This window comes from Streptomyces sp. NPDC126497, assembly GCF_040302425.1.
In the GTDB taxonomy this organism is placed as follows: Bacteria; Actinomycetota; Actinomycetes; order Streptomycetales; family Streptomycetaceae; genus Streptomyces.
Genome location: NZ_JBEORT010000054.1, coordinates 31,433 through 46,283 on the forward strand (window position 1 = coordinate 31,433; position 14,851 = coordinate 46,283).

The 14,851-nt window shown below is 73.0% G+C and carries 12 protein-coding genes and 2 pseudogenes; 6 read left to right on the plus strand and 8 right to left on the minus strand.

Features of this window, described 5'->3' with window-relative positions; all coding sequences use genetic code 11:
- Positions 1–81 precede the first annotated feature (81 nt).
- Positions 82–1,203 (plus strand): pectinesterase family protein, encoded by a 1,122-nt coding sequence (locus tag ABTY20_RS21940; RefSeq protein ID WP_351998700.1) that lies wholly within the window; start codon positions 82–84, stop codon positions 1,201–1,203.
- On the plus strand, positions 1,187–2,263 hold the full coding sequence (locus ABTY20_RS21945; RefSeq protein ID WP_351998701.1) for a dienelactone hydrolase family protein: 1,077 nt from the start codon (positions 1,187–1,189) through the stop codon (positions 2,261–2,263). The genes ABTY20_RS21940 and ABTY20_RS21945 overlap by 17 nt, the downstream gene beginning before the upstream one ends.
- Here the strand turns inward: ABTY20_RS21945 and ABTY20_RS21950 are convergent.
- From ABTY20_RS21950 to ABTY20_RS21980, 7 genes are all read right to left on the minus strand, one after another.
- Complete coding sequence (locus ABTY20_RS21950; RefSeq protein WP_351998702.1) at positions 2,244–4,451, minus strand: glycoside hydrolase family 43 protein; 2,208 nt, start codon at positions 4,449–4,451, stop codon at positions 2,244–2,246. The two genes, ABTY20_RS21945 and ABTY20_RS21950, sit on opposite strands and share 20 nt — an antisense overlap.
- A 304-nt stretch (positions 4,452–4,755) precedes the next feature.
- A complete protein-coding gene (locus ABTY20_RS21955; RefSeq protein ID WP_351998703.1) occupies positions 4,756–5,586 on the minus strand; it encodes a pectate lyase in 831 nt (276 codons plus the stop codon).
- Between the two features lie 84 nt (positions 5,587–5,670).
- Positions 5,671–6,537 (minus strand): hypothetical protein, encoded by an 867-nt coding sequence (locus ABTY20_RS21960; protein WP_351998704.1) that lies wholly within the window; start codon positions 6,535–6,537, stop codon positions 5,671–5,673.
- Positions 6,534–7,139 (minus strand): SigE family RNA polymerase sigma factor, encoded by a 606-nt coding sequence (locus tag ABTY20_RS21965; protein WP_351998705.1) that lies wholly within the window; start codon positions 7,137–7,139, stop codon positions 6,534–6,536. The genes ABTY20_RS21960 and ABTY20_RS21965 overlap by 4 nt, the downstream gene beginning before the upstream one ends.
- Positions 7,140–7,468: 329 nt before the next feature.
- Positions 7,469–8,926, minus strand: coding sequence for a peptidoglycan D,D-transpeptidase FtsI family protein (locus ABTY20_RS21970; RefSeq protein ID WP_351998706.1), 1,458 nt, complete (start codon positions 8,924–8,926; stop codon positions 7,469–7,471).
- A 93-nt stretch (positions 8,927–9,019) separates the two neighbouring features.
- Positions 9,020–9,493 (minus strand): GNAT family N-acetyltransferase, encoded by a 474-nt coding sequence (locus ABTY20_RS21975; RefSeq protein WP_351998707.1) that lies wholly within the window; start codon positions 9,491–9,493, stop codon positions 9,020–9,022.
- 3 nt (positions 9,494–9,496) lie between these two features.
- A complete protein-coding gene (locus ABTY20_RS21980; RefSeq protein ID WP_030821044.1) occupies positions 9,497–10,270 on the minus strand; it encodes an IclR family transcriptional regulator in 774 nt (257 codons plus the stop codon).
- Positions 10,271–10,412: 142 nt separating this feature from the next.
- Here ABTY20_RS21980 and ABTY20_RS21985 point away from each other — a divergent pair, with 142 nt between their 5' ends.
- The 4 genes and pseudogenes from ABTY20_RS21985 to ABTY20_RS22000 all read left to right on the plus strand — a co-directional run bounded on the left by ABTY20_RS21985 (position 10,413) and on the right by ABTY20_RS22000 (position 14,562).
- The gene (locus ABTY20_RS21985; RefSeq protein WP_351998708.1) at positions 10,413–11,942 is read left to right on the plus strand and encodes an aldehyde dehydrogenase (NADP(+)); all 1,530 of its coding nucleotides are present in this window, start codon (positions 10,413–10,415) and stop codon (positions 11,940–11,942) included.
- A gap of 70 nt (positions 11,943–12,012) precedes the next feature.
- Positions 12,013–12,620: pseudogene (locus ABTY20_RS21990) on the plus strand (DUF1349 domain-containing protein).
- A gap of 82 nt (positions 12,621–12,702) precedes the next feature.
- A complete protein-coding gene (locus tag ABTY20_RS21995; protein WP_351998709.1) occupies positions 12,703–13,413 on the plus strand; it encodes a DsbA family oxidoreductase in 711 nt (236 codons plus the stop codon).
- 96 nt (positions 13,414–13,509) lie between these two features.
- Complete coding sequence (locus ABTY20_RS22000; RefSeq protein ID WP_351998710.1) at positions 13,510–14,562, plus strand: aminotransferase class V-fold PLP-dependent enzyme; 1,053 nt, start codon at positions 13,510–13,512, stop codon at positions 14,560–14,562.
- A 151-nt stretch (positions 14,563–14,713) separates the two neighbouring features.
- Here the strand turns inward: ABTY20_RS22000 and ABTY20_RS22005 are convergent.
- Positions 14,714–14,851, minus strand: a pseudogene (locus tag ABTY20_RS22005) (ectoine hydroxylase); the annotation flags it as partial.

Consider the following 14,851-nt stretch of genomic DNA (forward strand, 5'->3'; position numbering starts at 1 on the left):
CCTCCCCGACGGCCGGCCGGGGCGGTCCGCCCCCACTGCGGACCGCCCCGGCCCGTCCGACGTCCCCCAAGGAGCACCCGCATGCCCTCGCCCCTGTCCCGAAGGAACTTCCTGCTCACCGGCGCCACGGCCGCCACCGCGCTCACCCTGGCCGCCGTCCCCGCACAGGCCGCCCGCCGGCCCCGCCGCCCGTTCGGCCGGTACGGCTCGCCGTCCGCCCGGCTCACCCCGGGGACCCTGTACGTCCACCCGCGCGGCGCCGGCGACTTCACGAGCGTCCAGGCCGCCGTCACCGCCGCGACCGGCACCGGACGCACCCTCGTCATCGCCCCGGGCACCTACCGCGAGACGGTCTCCGTCGACGCCGACCGCACCGACATGACCTGGCTCGGCGCCTCCGAGGACCCCCACGACGTGGTGATCGTCTACGACAACGCGGCCGGCACCCCCAAGCCGGACGGCTCCGGCACCCACGGCACCTCCGGTTCGGCCACCACCACCGTGCGCCCCGACGGCTTCACCGCCCGCTGGATCACCTTCGCCAACGACTGGCTGCGCACCGACCTCCCCGGCACCAGCGGCACCCAGGCCGTCGCCCTCAAGGTGCAGGGGGACCGCAGCGCCTTCACCCACTGCCGCTTCCTCGGCCACCAGGACACCCTGTACGCCGACTCCCGCTCCCTGGACGCCTTCGCCCGCCAGTACTTCGCCCACTGCTACGCCGAGGGCGACGTCGACTTCGTCTTCGGCCGGGCCACCGCCGTCTTCGAGCACTGCCACTTCCGCACCCTGGTCCGCCCCGACCTCACGGCCGCGCCGTACGGCTTCGTCTTCGCGCCGTCCACCGCCGGCGCCAACCCGCGCGGCTACCTGGTCACCCACAGCAGGATCAGCAGCGAGGCCCCCGACGGCCACTACAAGCTGGCCCGCCCCTGGGTGCCCAGCTCCGACCCCACCGCCCGCCCGATGCTCACGGTCCGGGAGACCCGGCTCGGCGCCGGCATCGACGCGGTCGCGCCGTACACCGACATGGCGAGCGGCCACCCCTGGCAGGAGCAGCGCTTCGCCGAGTACCGCAACACCGGCCCCGGCGCGGTGATCACCGTGCCCGGCAACCGGCCCCAGCTCACCCGCGCACAGGCCGCCTCGCACACCCGGGAGACGTACCTCGGCGACTGGCGGCCGTATGCCCGCCACCGGTGACCTGCCCGGATTCCACACGGTGCTCAAGGACGAGCTGACCTTCCCGCTCGCCTGGGGCACCTCGCCGCTCCGGGACTTCGACGCGTGGCGGCGCGCGGCCCGCGCGGTGGTCGAGGAGCACCTCCTCGTCGACCGGCAGGACGGGACGCCGTACGCCCCGGAGTTCACCGCCCGTGCGGACGGCGACGGCTACACGCGGGAGCTGGTCACCCTCTCCCTCACCCGCTACGGACGGGTCCGCGGCGCCCTGCTCACCCCGCGGGGCGCCGGCCCGTTCCCGGCGGTCCTGCTGCTGCACGACCACGGGTCCCGGTTCGACATCGGCAAGGAGAAGGGCGTCCGGCCCTGGTACGACGACGTCCGCCTCGCCTCCGCCGAGGAGTGGGCCGGCCGGTGCTTCGACGGGCGTTTCGTCGGGGACGAACTGGCCCGGCGGGGGTACGTGGTGTTCTGCCCGGACGCGCTCGGCTGGGGCGAGCGCGGACCTCTGGCCTACGAGGAGCAGCAGGCGCTGGCGAGCAACCTCTACCACCTCGGCTCCTCGCTCGCCGGACTGCACGCCCGCGAGGACCAGCGGGCCGCGGCCTTCCTGGCCGGCCTGGACCGGGTGGACGCCCGCCGGATCGCCGCCGTCGGCTTCTCCCTGGGCGGCTACCGGGCCTGGCAGGCCGCCGCGCTCAGCGACGACGTCGCCGCCGCGGTGAGCGTGTGCTGGATGACCGGCCTCAAGGAGATGATGGTGCCGGGCAACAACACCCTGCGCGGGCAGTCGGCGTTCCACATGCTCCACCCGGGGCTCGCCCGGCACCTCGACATCCCCGACGTGGCGAGTGTCGCCGCGCCGAAGCCGATGCTGTTCTTCCACGGCGGGCGCGACGCCCTGTTCCCCGCCGACGGGGTGCGGGTCGCGTACGACAGGCTGCGGGCCGTCTGGCGCGCGTGCGGTGCCGGGGAGCGGCTGCGGCTGAAGACGTGGCCGGAGCGCGGCCACGTCTTCGACGCCGCGATGCAGGACGAGGCCTACGCCTGGCTGGAGTCGGTCACCGCCGCACCGGCCTGACCGACTCCAGGGTCGGCACCACCGGCTCGATGCTGCCGTCGGCCGCGAACTCCAGCCGGTCGACGGTGGTCTCGCGGTGCGTGCCGTCCCCGCCGGGCTTCCCGGGGCCGTTCAGCGCGAACCGGTGGTAGACGATGTACCAGTCGTCGGTGCCGGGGGCGTTGACCACGGAGTGGTGACCGGTGCCGAGGATGCCGTACTCGGGGCGCTTGGACAGGATCGTGCCGCGCCCGGTCCACGGGCCGAGCGGGGACGGACCGGTCGCGTAGGCCACGTGGTAGTCCTCGCTGCGGGTGTCGTCCTCGGACCACATGAGGTAGTAGGTCCCGTCGCGCTTCACTACGAAGGAGCCCTCGCGGAAGTTCCGCGGGGTGATGTCCTTCACCCGTGCGGCGTCGAAGGACACCATGTCGTCGTCGAGCGGGGCCACGTAGCCGTGCCCGTTGCCCCAGTACAGGTACGACCGCCCGTCGTCGTCGGTGAACACGGCCGGGTCGATCATCTGGCCGTCGAACTGCGTCCTGCTGATCAGCGGCTTGCCGAGCGCGTCCGTGAAGGGGCCGGCCGGGGAGTCGGCCACCGCGACGCCGATCTGCTGTTCGGCGCAGAAGTAGAGGTAGTACTTCCCGTCGCGTTCCGCGATCGCGGGCGCCCAGGCGTTGCGGTCGGCCCAGGACACGTCGGGGCCGAGGTCGAGGATCACCCCGTGGTCCTCCCAGTGGACCAGGTCCCTCGACGAGAACGCCTTGAACCGCGTGCCGCCCCAGCCGGGGAAGCCGTCCGTGGTCGGGTAGATCCAGTACCGGCCGTCCATGTACCGCACGTCCGGGTCCGCGTACAGGCCCGGCAGCACGGGGCTGCGGGTGGGCACCGCCTCGACGGTCCAGGTGCGTCGGGTGCCGTCGGCGGCCGTCACCGTGTACGCCTGGGGCCTGCGGAAGTCGCGGCGCGCACCGGGCCCCGGGCCGACCGTCGCGCCCTCGGCCGGCCACAGCCTCGGCGCGAGGCGCCGCAGGTCCGCGTCCGGCTCCATCGGCAGCACGACCCTGCTCGTCTCCTCGCTGACGACGGCGTACCCCTTCTGGCCGGGGGCCGTGGCGTCCACGATCGACGTGGGGCTCTCCGGGTAGGCGGCCAGCAGCCGGTCGTACTCGGCCCGCGTCACCGGGATGACGGTGCCGTGCCGGGGGCTGGCGGGCAGCTGGTAGTCCGTCGACGGGGTCCACACGCCCGAGTCGAGGTCGGCGGTCTCGAAGGGGAGGTAGCCCCGGCCGCCGTACTCGTCGATGAACAGGTACCACTTCTCCTCGGTGTTCGACTTGAACACCGTCGGCCCCTCGCCCCGGCTCATCGCGCCGCTGCCGATGCAGTCGGCGACGAAGTCGTAGGAGGTGTCGGTCAGCGACGCCGCCTTCTCGCCGGTGACGAACTTCGAGCAGGGCGAGCCGGAGGACGGGTCGCGCTCGTCCTTGGTGTAGCGGTAGTACGTGTCCTCGTGCTTGACGACGGTCGAGTCGATGACCGAGTGACCCGGGTCGTTCCAGACCTTCGGCTCGCTGAAGGTGCGGAAGTCCTCCGTGGTCGCGTACAGCATCCTGTTGTACGTCGAGCCGGCGTGGTCCGGGTCGTCGTCGGCGTACAGCTTGGACGCCCAGAAGACGACGTACGCGTCGAGCTCGTCGTCCCAGTAGGCCTCCGGGGCCCAGGTGTTGCCCGCGTTGTCCGGGGACACCTTCACCAGGCGCCGGTCGGTCCAGTGGACCAGGTCGGTGGACTCCCACACCATGATCGACTTGCTGCCGTGCCGCTGGACCTCGTCCCAGCTTCCGCTGCTGCCGCGGTACATCCGCAGATCGGTGGCGATCATGTAGAACCGGTCGCCCCCGGGGGAGCGGATCACGAACGGGTCGCGCAGCCCCTTCTCGCCGATGGTGGAGGTCAGCACCGGCTTGCCGGCGTTGAGTCCGCGCCAGTGCAGGGCGTCGTTGCCGCGGCTGAGGGCGTAGCGGATCTGCTCGCCGTCGGCGGTGCCCTCGCCGGTGAAGTAGGCGAAGAGGTAACCGGCGTACGGGGGCTTCTTCACGGGTGGCGCTCCGGGGTGTGTGGTGCCCGGCGGGGCGGCGAGCAGGGCGAGGAGGAGGGCGAGGAACGGGACGAGAAGCGTGCGACGTGCGGTGTGGCGGCGCATGACACTTCCTGTCGGAGCCTGAGGGGTTCTGTTGTTTCCCGGAGTGTCACCAGGGGAGCGCGGGGCGTCAACCGATGCGGACGCGGCGGGGAACGCCGAAAGTTTCGGGTGTTTTCGCCGCGCGGAGGCCCGGACACAAGGCGGACGCCCCGCCGGGTGAGTCGGCGGGGCGTCCTGGTCGGCGGGCCGGATGGGGGTCCGGACCGCCGGGGGGTTCCGGCCCGTCCGAGGGGGGCTCGGACGGCACCGGTCACCGGGCCGCCGGACGTCGAGACGGCGGCCCGGGGTCAGGGGCCCGGAGGGATCACTTGTAGGTGATGTCCGAGGACGAGAACTTGCAGTACTTGCCGTCGGCGCCGGAGCCGAGGTCCTTCGGCTCCTTGCCCGTGTTGTTGCCCTGGTAGCGGGTGCAGGTCTTGATCTTCTTCTTGCTGTCGCCCTGGATGCGGATCTGCGACAGCGTGGCGGTGTCGCCGTAGTTGGTGTTGATGCCGACGAGCGACTTGCCGGGTGCGACGACGTCGATGTCCTTCAGCACGATCGTGCGCTTGTACTGCGTCTTGCAGTTGCCGCAGGAGCGCACCAGCTTGCCGAAGTCCTCGACCCGGAAGCCGCTCACGGTCAGCGTGCCGGCGCCGTTGAACTGCAGCACCTTGTCGTCGGCCTTCTTCGCGCCGCCGCCGATCACCTTGTACTGGGCCGACGACGACTTGCCCTTGAAGCTGGCGGCGTCCTCGCCGACGTCCAGCCACCAGACGTTCTGCAGGGTGCAGCTGCCCTTGCAGTGCACGCCGTCGGCGGCCGGGGTGCCGATGATCACGTTCTTCAGCGTGGCGCCGTCGGCCAGCTCGAAGATCGGGTCCTGGCCCTCGTCCTGGCCGTCGCCGCCGAGGGCGCCGGTGCCGTAGAACTTCTTCATGCCGCCGTCGTACGTCCCGGAGACCGGGACGGTCTTGGACACCGGCTTGCCGCCGGTGTCGGAGGGCCAGGCCGAGGCGGCGCCCGCGGTGGACAGCATCGTCGTGGTGACGACCGCCGCCCCCGTGATGCCGAGCGCGGAGACTCCGGCGATCACGGCCCGCCGCCTGGTGGTCCGGCGGCGGTGGGAGACGCGCTGTTCGGGTCGTGCAGTCATGCGCCATGTCCTTGCGTGGAGAGGGTCTTTGCGTCTCCTGGTCGCCGCCGCCGGGAAAAGGGTTGCCGCCCGGACGATCTTTTTTCAGGAATCCTCGTCGTCCGCCGCGTCCGCCTCGTCCTCGTCGTCCTGCGCCGCGAAGTCGCCGCCGACCGCGAGCTGTCCTGAGCCGGTGCCGGCCCTCGCCGTGTAGGTGTCGTCCCCGGCGTCCCGGCCGCCGCGCTCGTGGTCGTACTGCCCCGCGAAGACCCATTCGCCGGGCTCGACCGTGCGGCCGTCCTTGAGCGTCCAGACGTAGACGAGGAAGCCGTCCCGCTCGTCCACCGAGAGCGCGAAGTCGTCCTCGGGCAGCGAGCGCCAGGCGCCCGTGGAGGTCACCCCGCCGGTCTGCGCGATCCGCAGCTCCACGGTGAGCGAGGTCAGCCGCTCGGTGGTCTTCAGGGTGACGTTGCTCTGCGCCCAGAACTCGTTGCTGTGCGGGTCGACCGAGCCGTCCGACCACAGCGGCCCGTCCTCGACCCCGGCCGGCGGCCGGGAGGACGCCTTCGGCGGACCCGGCGTCCCCGTGGGGCCGGTGGCCGTGTTCCGGGGCCGCTCGGAGGTGTCCGGCGCGGGATCCGCCGACGGCCCGGGCGGCCGGCTCGTCGCCTCCGGGGACGGCGTGGGCGTCGGCGAGACGGCCACCTGCCGCTGCGGCGGCTTCTCGTCCTGCACCGACGACGCGACCGCGTAGCCGCCCACCGCCAGCACCCCGGCCACCGCGGCCGTCGCGCCCGCCACCCGGAACCAGCCGAACACCGGCGGACGCACGGCCCGGTGCTCGGGGCGGGCCGGTCCGGCCATGCCGCGCTCCACCCGGGCCAGCATGCGCTCCCGGTCGGGCTCGTGCGCCCCGGCCGCCTCCTGCAGCCGGGCGCGCAGCTCCTCGTGCACGTCCCGCCGCATCGTCATCGCTTCCTTCCCCTGGCCCCGTGGGGGCGTTCTCGCGCGTTCCCGACCGCTTCCCCGCCCGCGGTCGCCGCCACCGCCGCGTGCACCTGCCGCGGCACCTCCCGCGTGCCCAGCAGCCGCTGCAGTTCGGCCATCCCCTTCGAGGTCTGGCTCTTCACCGTACCCACCGAGACGCCCAGAGCCAGCGCGGTGTCCTTCTCCGACAGGTCGAAGGCGTGTCGCAGCACCACGCACGCCCGCTTGCGGAACGGCAGCCGGCGCAACGCCTCCTGCACGTCCACCACCCCCGGCACGTCGGGGTTCTCGATCCGCTCCTCGCGCGGCGACCAGAACAGCGCGATCCGCCGCCGTTCGCGCACCGCGCTGCGGATCCGGGTACGGGCCAGGTTGGCCACCACGCCCCGGGCGTACGCCACCGGATGGTCGGCGGCGCGCACCCGGTCCCAGCGGTGCCACAACGCCAGCAGCGCGTCCGCCGCCAGATCGTCGGCGGCGTCCGCCTCGCCCGTCAGCAGATGGGCCAGCCGGGACAGTTCGGCGTAGTGGCGTTCGAAGAACGCGTGGAACTCCACGGAGGCGGCGTCGTCGACGACGGTGGCCACGGGCGACCTCCCCTCACAGCGGTGTCGGGCGCCCGACGGGCACCGGTGACGGTGTGTGTCATGTAGATGACATGTGAAAATCCGGAACGACCGGCGTGAGTTCCGGAGCGTAGCAGTGATCATCCATGGGTCCGTGCGGAGGGTCGAACGACGTCTGGCAGGCCGGTGTACGCATCCGTACCACGGACCGCGGCGGGGCGGGGTTCACCGCGGGCCCGGTCGCGCGGGCACCCGACGCGGAACGGCCGTCCGCACGAGGTGACGGGCCGCCCCCCGGGAGGAAGGGGACGGCCCGTCCGCGCGCGGGCGGCCGGTCGGCCGGGGAGGGCTCAGTCCTCCAGCGCCGCCTCCATCGCCGCCTTGGCGACCGGGGCCGCCAGACCGTTGCCGCTGACCTCCGAGCGGGCCGCGTCGGACTGCTCCACCACGACCGCCACGGCGACCTCCTCGTCGCCCCGGTCCGCCTCGGCGTACGAGGTGAACCAGGCGTACGGCGTCTTGCTGTTGTTCTCGCCGTGCTGCGCGGTGCCCGTCTTGCCGCCCACGGTGGCGCCGGAGATCCGCGCGTTCGACCCCGTGCCCTCCTCGACGACCGTCTCCATCGCCGACCGGAGCTGCTCGGCGGTCGAGGAGCTGACGATCCGCTGCGTCCCGGCCTTCTCGTCGTAGTCCTCCAGCACGTCGCCGCCGCCGTCCGTGATCCGGCTGACCATGTGCGGCGACACCAGTTTCCCGTCGTTGGCCAGGGCCGCCGACACCATCGCCATCTGCAGCGGGGTCGCGGTCACGTCGAACTGGCCGATCCCGGTGAGAGCGGTCTGCGACGGTTCCATGTCCGAGGGGTAGACGCTGGTGTGGGCGCGCACCGGCACGTCCTGCGTCTCGTCGCCGAAGCCGAACCGCTCGGCCATCGCCCGCACCGTGTCCTGCCCCAGGTCGACGGCCATCTTGGCGAAGACGTTGTTGCAGGAGTACTGGAGCCCGACCCGGATCGAGGCGTTCTCGCAGGGGGCGTCCGGGTTCTCGTTGGTGAGGTCCGTGACCGTGCCCGGCAGCGTGTACGGATCGGGGCTCTCGGTCCTCTCGTCCACCGACGCGTACAGCCCGTCCTCCAGCGCCGCCGCCGCGACGACCAGCTTGAACGTCGAGCCCGGGGGCACCGGCCGGCGCAGCGCCCGGTTGACGAGCGGCTTGTCCGGATCGGCGGTGAGCTCCTTCCACGCCCCGCCCGCGGTGTTGGCGTCGGTGAGCGACGCCGGGTCGTACGACGGGGTCGACACCACCGCGAGGATCCGGCCGGTCCTCGGGTCGATCGCGACCGCCGCGCCCTTCTTGTCGCCGAGCGCCTCGTACGCGGCCTTCTGCACCGCCGGGTCGATGGTCGTCACCACCGTGCCCGGGGCGGCACGCCGGCCGGTGACGGTGTCCGTCACAGTCTTCAGCCGCGGGTCCGTGCCGTTGAGCAGGTCCTGGTAGATGCCCTCCAGCTGCGTCGGCGCGTACGCCTGCGAGGCGTAGCCGGTCACCGCCGCGTACAGCGGGCCGTCCTCGTACGTGCGCTTGTGGGCGAGGTCGCTCCCCTTCGTCCGCGCCGAGCCGGTGATCGGCTCACCGGCCACGACGATGTTCCCGAGCGGCTCCGCGTACGTCTCGATCGCGTTGCGCCGGTTGTCACTGTCGTCCGCGAGTGCCCGGCCCTCGTAGAACTGCACCCAGGTCGCCCTGACCAGCAGGGCGAGCACCAGGAGCAGCGTGAAGACGGAGGCACGCCTGATCGTCCTGTTCATCGCGTCCGGACAGACGAACGGGAGGCGTCGGATCGTTCCCTTCCGCCCCGTTTTCTCATCGGATGCTCATCGAACGGCCGTGCCGCCCGGACCTCAGCGGTCCAGTGCGAGCACCAGCTCGTCGACCTCCGCACCCCGCGCCGGGGCGTACGCCGTGGCCCGTCCGGAGAGCTCGAAACCGCACCGCTCCAGCACCCGCCGCGATCCCGCGTTGTCGGCGGCCACGCGCGCGTACAGCGGGCGTTCGCCCACCTCCGCGAGGAGGGCGCGCAGCGCGGCCGTGGCGATCCCCCTGCCCCAGTGGGTCCGGTCGACCCAGTACGTCACCTCGCGCTCGCCGGCCTCCCCGTACACCGACGCGTGCCCCACCACGTCGCCGTCGCCCAGTACCGTGCGCACCACGCTCTCCGGCGAGTCGCGCAGGTGCGCCCAGTGGGCGTCGAAGCGGTCCCGGTCGGCCGGGTCCTCGGGGGTGAAGGCCGCCATGCGCAGCGCCTCCGGGTCGTTCAGCTGCCGGTAGAAGACCGGCAGGTCGCTGTCGTGCACCGGACGCAGGGTGATGTCCACGGGTCAGAGCCTCCGGGTGGCCAGGGTCAGCCGGTCGCGGGCGTCGAACAGGGCGTCCTTGACCATCTGCTCGTGCGCGGGCGTGAGCCGCGCCACCGGCACCGAGCAGCTGATCGCGTCCCGCGCGGGGGTGCGGTACGGGATCGCCACGCCGAAGCAGCGCAGTCCCAGGGTGTTCTCCTCGCGGTCCACGGCGAAGCCCTGCTCCCGCACCAGGCGCAGCTCCTCGATGAGCTTCTCCCGGTCGGTGATGGTGTTCTCGGTCAGCGCGGGCAGCGTCTCGGGGAGCATCTTGCGCACCTGCTCGTCCGGGTACGTGCTCAGCAGCGCCTTGCCCAGTGACGTCGAGTGCGCGGGCAGCCGGCGGCCGACCCGGGTGAACGGGCGCAGGTAGTGCTGCGACTGGCGGGTGGCGAGGTAGACCACGTTGGTGCCGTCGAGCCGGGCGAGGTGGATGGTCTCCGTGGTGTCGTCGGAGAGCCGGTCCAGCGTGGGGCGGGCCGCCGCGACGACCTCGTCGCCGTCGATGTACGACGTGCCCACCAGCAGCGCCCGCACGCCGATGCCGTACCGCGTGCCCGTCGCGTCCGTCTCCACCCAGCCGAGGTCCACGAGGGTGCGCAGCAGCATGTACAGGCTCGACTTGGGGTAGCCGACGGCCTCCTGGACCGCCGCCAGGGAGTGCATGCCGGGGCGCCCGGCGAAGTATTCGAGCAGTTCAACGGTCCGCACCGCGGACTTGACCTGCGCCCCGCCGCCCGTCTCGCCAGCCGACATCGCCCTTGACCCCTTCGTTCGCCGGGAAATAGTCTCCGAAGCACATTCACCCACAGAGACGCTGTTCAGCATATCGAACAACGCTGTGGGGTGACGTACATACTGCGGCATTGCATGCGGCAATCAAGTGGAGGGACCCGCGGTGGCAGCAGCACCAGTCTGGAGTGTCGACCCCCGAACCGGGAAGCAGCGTGAACAGGTCGCGGTGGAGGCGACAGCCCAGGAGGTCGACGCCGCCGTCCGCGCCGCGCACGAGGCGCGCGGAGCGCTGACGGACCGCACCGTCCGCGCCTCCTTCCTGCGCGCGGCCGCCGACGAGCTCGAGGCGGCCCGGGACCAGCTCGTCGAGGTCGCCGACGCGGAGACCGCGCTCGGCCCGGTCCGGCTCACCGGCGAACTCGCCCGCACCTGCTACCAGCTGCGGGCCTTCGCCGGCATCGTGGAGGAGGGCGCCTTCCTCGACGTCGTCATCAACCATCCCGACGACACCGCGACCCCGCCCGTCCCGGACCTGCGCCGCTACAAGATCCCGCTGGGCGTCGTCGCCGTCTACTCGGCGTCCAACTTCCCCTTCGCCTTCTCCGTGGCGGGCGGCGACACCGCGAGCGCGCTCGCGGCCGGCTGCCCGGTCGTCGTCAAGGCCCACCCGGACCACCCCGGACTGTCCGAGCTGGTCGCCAAGGTGCTGCGCCGGGCCGCCGCCCGCCACGACGTCCCCGCGGGCGTGCTCGGCCTGGTGCACGGTTTCGACGCCGGCATCGAGCTGATCAAGCACCCGCTGGTCTCGGCGGCCGGTTTCACCGGTTCCGTCCGAGGGGGCCGCGCCCTCTTCGACGCGGCCGCCGCCCGGCCCGTCCCGATCCCGTTCCACGGCGAGCTGGGCTCGCTGAACCCGGTCGTCGTCACCGAGGCCGCCGCCGCCGAGCGCGGTGAGGCGATCGGCGCCGGGCTCGCCGGTTCGATGACGCTGGGCGTCGGCCAGTTCTGCGTGAAGCCGGGCCTGGTCCTCGCGCCGGCCGGCACGGCCGGCGACGCGCTGGTCAAGTCCCTGACGGACGCCGTCAGCGACACCGACGCCGGTGTCCTGCTCGACCACCGCATGCGCGACAACTTCGTCGCCGGGGTCGCCGAGCGCGCCCAGCTGCCCGACGTGGAGTCCCCGGTGACGCCGGGCGCGGGCGGCGAGCACACCGTCAGCGCGGGCTTCCTCACCGTCCCCGCGAGCCGGCTGGCCCAGGAGGGCGAGCACGACCTGCTGCTCGAGGAGTGCTTCGGACCGGTCACCGTCGTGGCCCGCTACGAGGACGACGCCGAGGTGCGGAGTGTGCTGTCGCGGCTGCCGGGCAACCTCACGGCGACCGTGCAGCTGTCCGCCGAGGAGGCGGCGGGCGAGGGCCGCGGGGCGGAGCTGGTGCAGGAGCTGACGCCGCTGGCCGGGCGGGTCCTGGTCAACGGCTGGCCGACGGGCGTCGCGGTCGCCCCGGCCCAGCACCACGGCGGCCCGTACCCGGCGACCACCTCCACCTCCACGTCGGTGGGCGGCACGGCCATCGAGCGGTGGCTGCGGCCGGTCGTCTACCAGGGGACGCCCGAGGCCCTGCTGCCCGCGGAACTCAGGGACGACAACCCGCTGGGACTGCCCCGCCGGTTCAACGGGGTCCTCGAGCGGTAGCGTCGTGGGGCGCGGGGCGCGACCGGCGCGGCCCCGTGCCCCACGCCCCCGCCCCGGAGGTCATCGGCCGATGGGCGTCGACGTTCCCGCACTGCCCTTCGCCCTGCGTACGTACGGTCCCGGCGGACACTGGTCCTACGAGGACGGGGTGCTGACCGGCTGGGCCGGGCCCCGGCGGGACCGTCTCGTGCCGCCCATCGGCGAGTCCCTGGACCCCGCCTCCGAAGCGCCGCGCCTGCTGGGCGCGCCCGAGGGCGACTTCCGGCTGATCGCCCGCGTCACGGTCGGCTTCACCGCCTCCTTCGACGCCGGCGTCCTCCACGTCCACGTGGGCGAGCGGGCGTGGGCCAAGCCCTGCCCGGAGTACTCGCCGGACGTGCCCACCGTCTGCACGGTGGTCGCCCGGGACCACTCCGACGACGCCGACTCCTTCACCGCCGACGGTGGTTCCGTCCGGCTCCGGGTGAGCCGCACCGGGCGCGCCTTCGCCTTCCACGCCTCCCGGGACGGCGCACGCCGGACCTTCGTCCGCCTCTTCACCCTCGGCGGCGAGAAGGAGACCGGGGCCGCCCCGGTCGGCTTCATGACCCGGTCGCCGACGGGCGAGGGATGTGCGGTGACGTACGACCACATCGAGTACCGGCCCCCTGGCCGAGTGGCCTGCGGGACGGCGGCTGAGGGAATGGAAGCTGCTGGTTGAATGTTCACGTAGCCGCCGGAGGGAGCCTCCGTACCCGTACGACCTGGAGTGCCGATCACGATGCGCGTCGAAATCTGGTCCGATATCGCCTGCCCCTGGTGCTATGTCGGAAAGGCCCGTTTCGAGAAGGCGCTGGCCGCCTTCCCGCACCGTGAGCAGGTCGAGGTCGTGCACCGTTCCTTCGAGCTGGACCCGGGCCGTGCCAAGGACGACGTCCAGTCGGTGATCTCGATGCTCACCGGGAAGTACGGCATGAGCGAGGCGCAGGCCGAGGCCGGCGAGGACAACCTGGGCACCCAGGCCGCCGCCGAGGGGCTGCCCTACCGCACCCGGGGCCGCGACCACGGCAGCACCTTCGACATGCACCGGCTGCTGCACTTCGCCCGCGAGCGGGGCCGCCAGGTGGAGCTGCTCGATCTGCTGTACAGGGCGAACTTCGCCGAGGAGCGGTCCGTCTTCAACGACGACGCACGGCTCGTCGAGCTCGCCGAAGCGGCCGGTCTCGACGCCGGCGCGGTGCGCGAGGTCCTCGCCGACCCGCAGGCGTACGCCGACGAGGTCCGCGCCGACGAGCGCGAGGCCGCGCGGCTCGGCGCGAGCGGCGTGCCGTTCTTCGTGCTGGACCGCACGTACGGCGTCTCCGGCGCCCAGCCCGCCGAGGTGTTCGCCCGGGCGCTGACGCAGGCCTGGGGCGAGCGCCCGCCGCTGACGACGGTCGACGGCGACGCGGAGGCCTGCGGCCCGGACGGATGCGCGGTGCCGCGGAAGTAGAACGCGCAGGTCGGCGCGTACCCATAAGCCTTCCTTCGCGGTATCGCGCAGAACTCGGCGATGGACGGGGAGGTCCCGGGGCCGCAGAGTGGTCCCATGGAGACCTTCGAGAACCTCGTCCGTGCCGAGTTCGCCCCGGAGAACACCTACCTGAACACCGCGAGCAACGCTCTCCTGCCGGCCCGCACCCTGGCCGCGCTCCAGGACGCCGCGCGGCTGCGCGCGCAGGGCCGTCCGCTGGACCCGCTCTTCGCCGACGTCGAGGCCTGCCGGGCCGCCTACGCCCGGCTGGCCGGCGTCCCGGCCGAGCGGGTGGCGGCCGGGGCCACGGTCGCCCTGTACACCTCGCTGGTCGCGGCCTCCCTGCCGCCGGGCGCCGAAGTCCTCACCGTGGAGGGCGACTTCACCTCGGTGCTGAACCCGTTCCACGCGCGCGGCGACCTCAAGGTGCGGGCCGTGCCGCTGGAGCGGCTCGCCGACTCGGTCCGGCCCGGCACCGCGCTGGTCGCGGTCAGCGCCGTGCAGTCCGCCGACGGCCGGATCGCCGACCTGCCCGCGCTGAGCGAGGCGGCCCGCGGCCACGGGGCGCGCACCTACGTCGACTTCTCCCAGGCGGCCGGCTGGCTCCCGGTCACGGCGGACGCGTACGACTACAGCGTCTCCATCACCTTCAAGTGGCTGCTCGGCCCGCACGGTGCGGCCTTCCTCGTCGTCCCCGAGGACTTCGGCGACCTGACGCCGGTGCAGGCGGGCTGGGTAGCGGGGGAGGTCCCGTGGGACAGCTGCTACGGACCCGTCGCCGAACTCGCCCACTCGGCCCGGCGGTTCGACTCCAGCCCAGCCCTGTTCGACTACGCGGGACTGCGGGCCTCCCTCGAACTCGTCGAGGAGCTCGGCGTGGACGCCGTCCGCGCCCACGACCTGGCCCTCGCCGACCGCTTCCGCGCGGGGCTCGCCACCCTGGGCCACACGCCGGTGCCCGCGCCCGGTTCGCCGATCGTGTCCGTGCCGGGACTCGGCCGCCTCCAGCCGGAGCTGGCCGAGGCGGGCATCCAGGTGTCGAACCGCGCGGGCAACCTGCGGGCGTCCTTCCACCTCTACAACACGGCCGCCGACGTGGACCGGCTGCTGGACGCGCTGTCCGGCTGAGCGCACGGCAGCGGGCCGGCGCCTCCCTGTCCCACACGGGGAGGCGCCGGCCCGCAGCCTGTGTCACGCGGCTACTTCACCGGGGTGAAGTCCCGGGCCCCGATGCCGTGTCGCCCGGGGGACGACCCCCGGACCCCCGGCCGGGGCCGGTTCACCTCACCGGGGTGAAGTCCCGGGCTCCGATGAACTCGGGGCGTCGGACCGGGGCCGCGAAGGGTTCGACCGCCGTGTTCTCCACGCTGTTGAAGACGATGAAGACGTTGCTGCGGGGGAAGGGCGTGATGTTGTC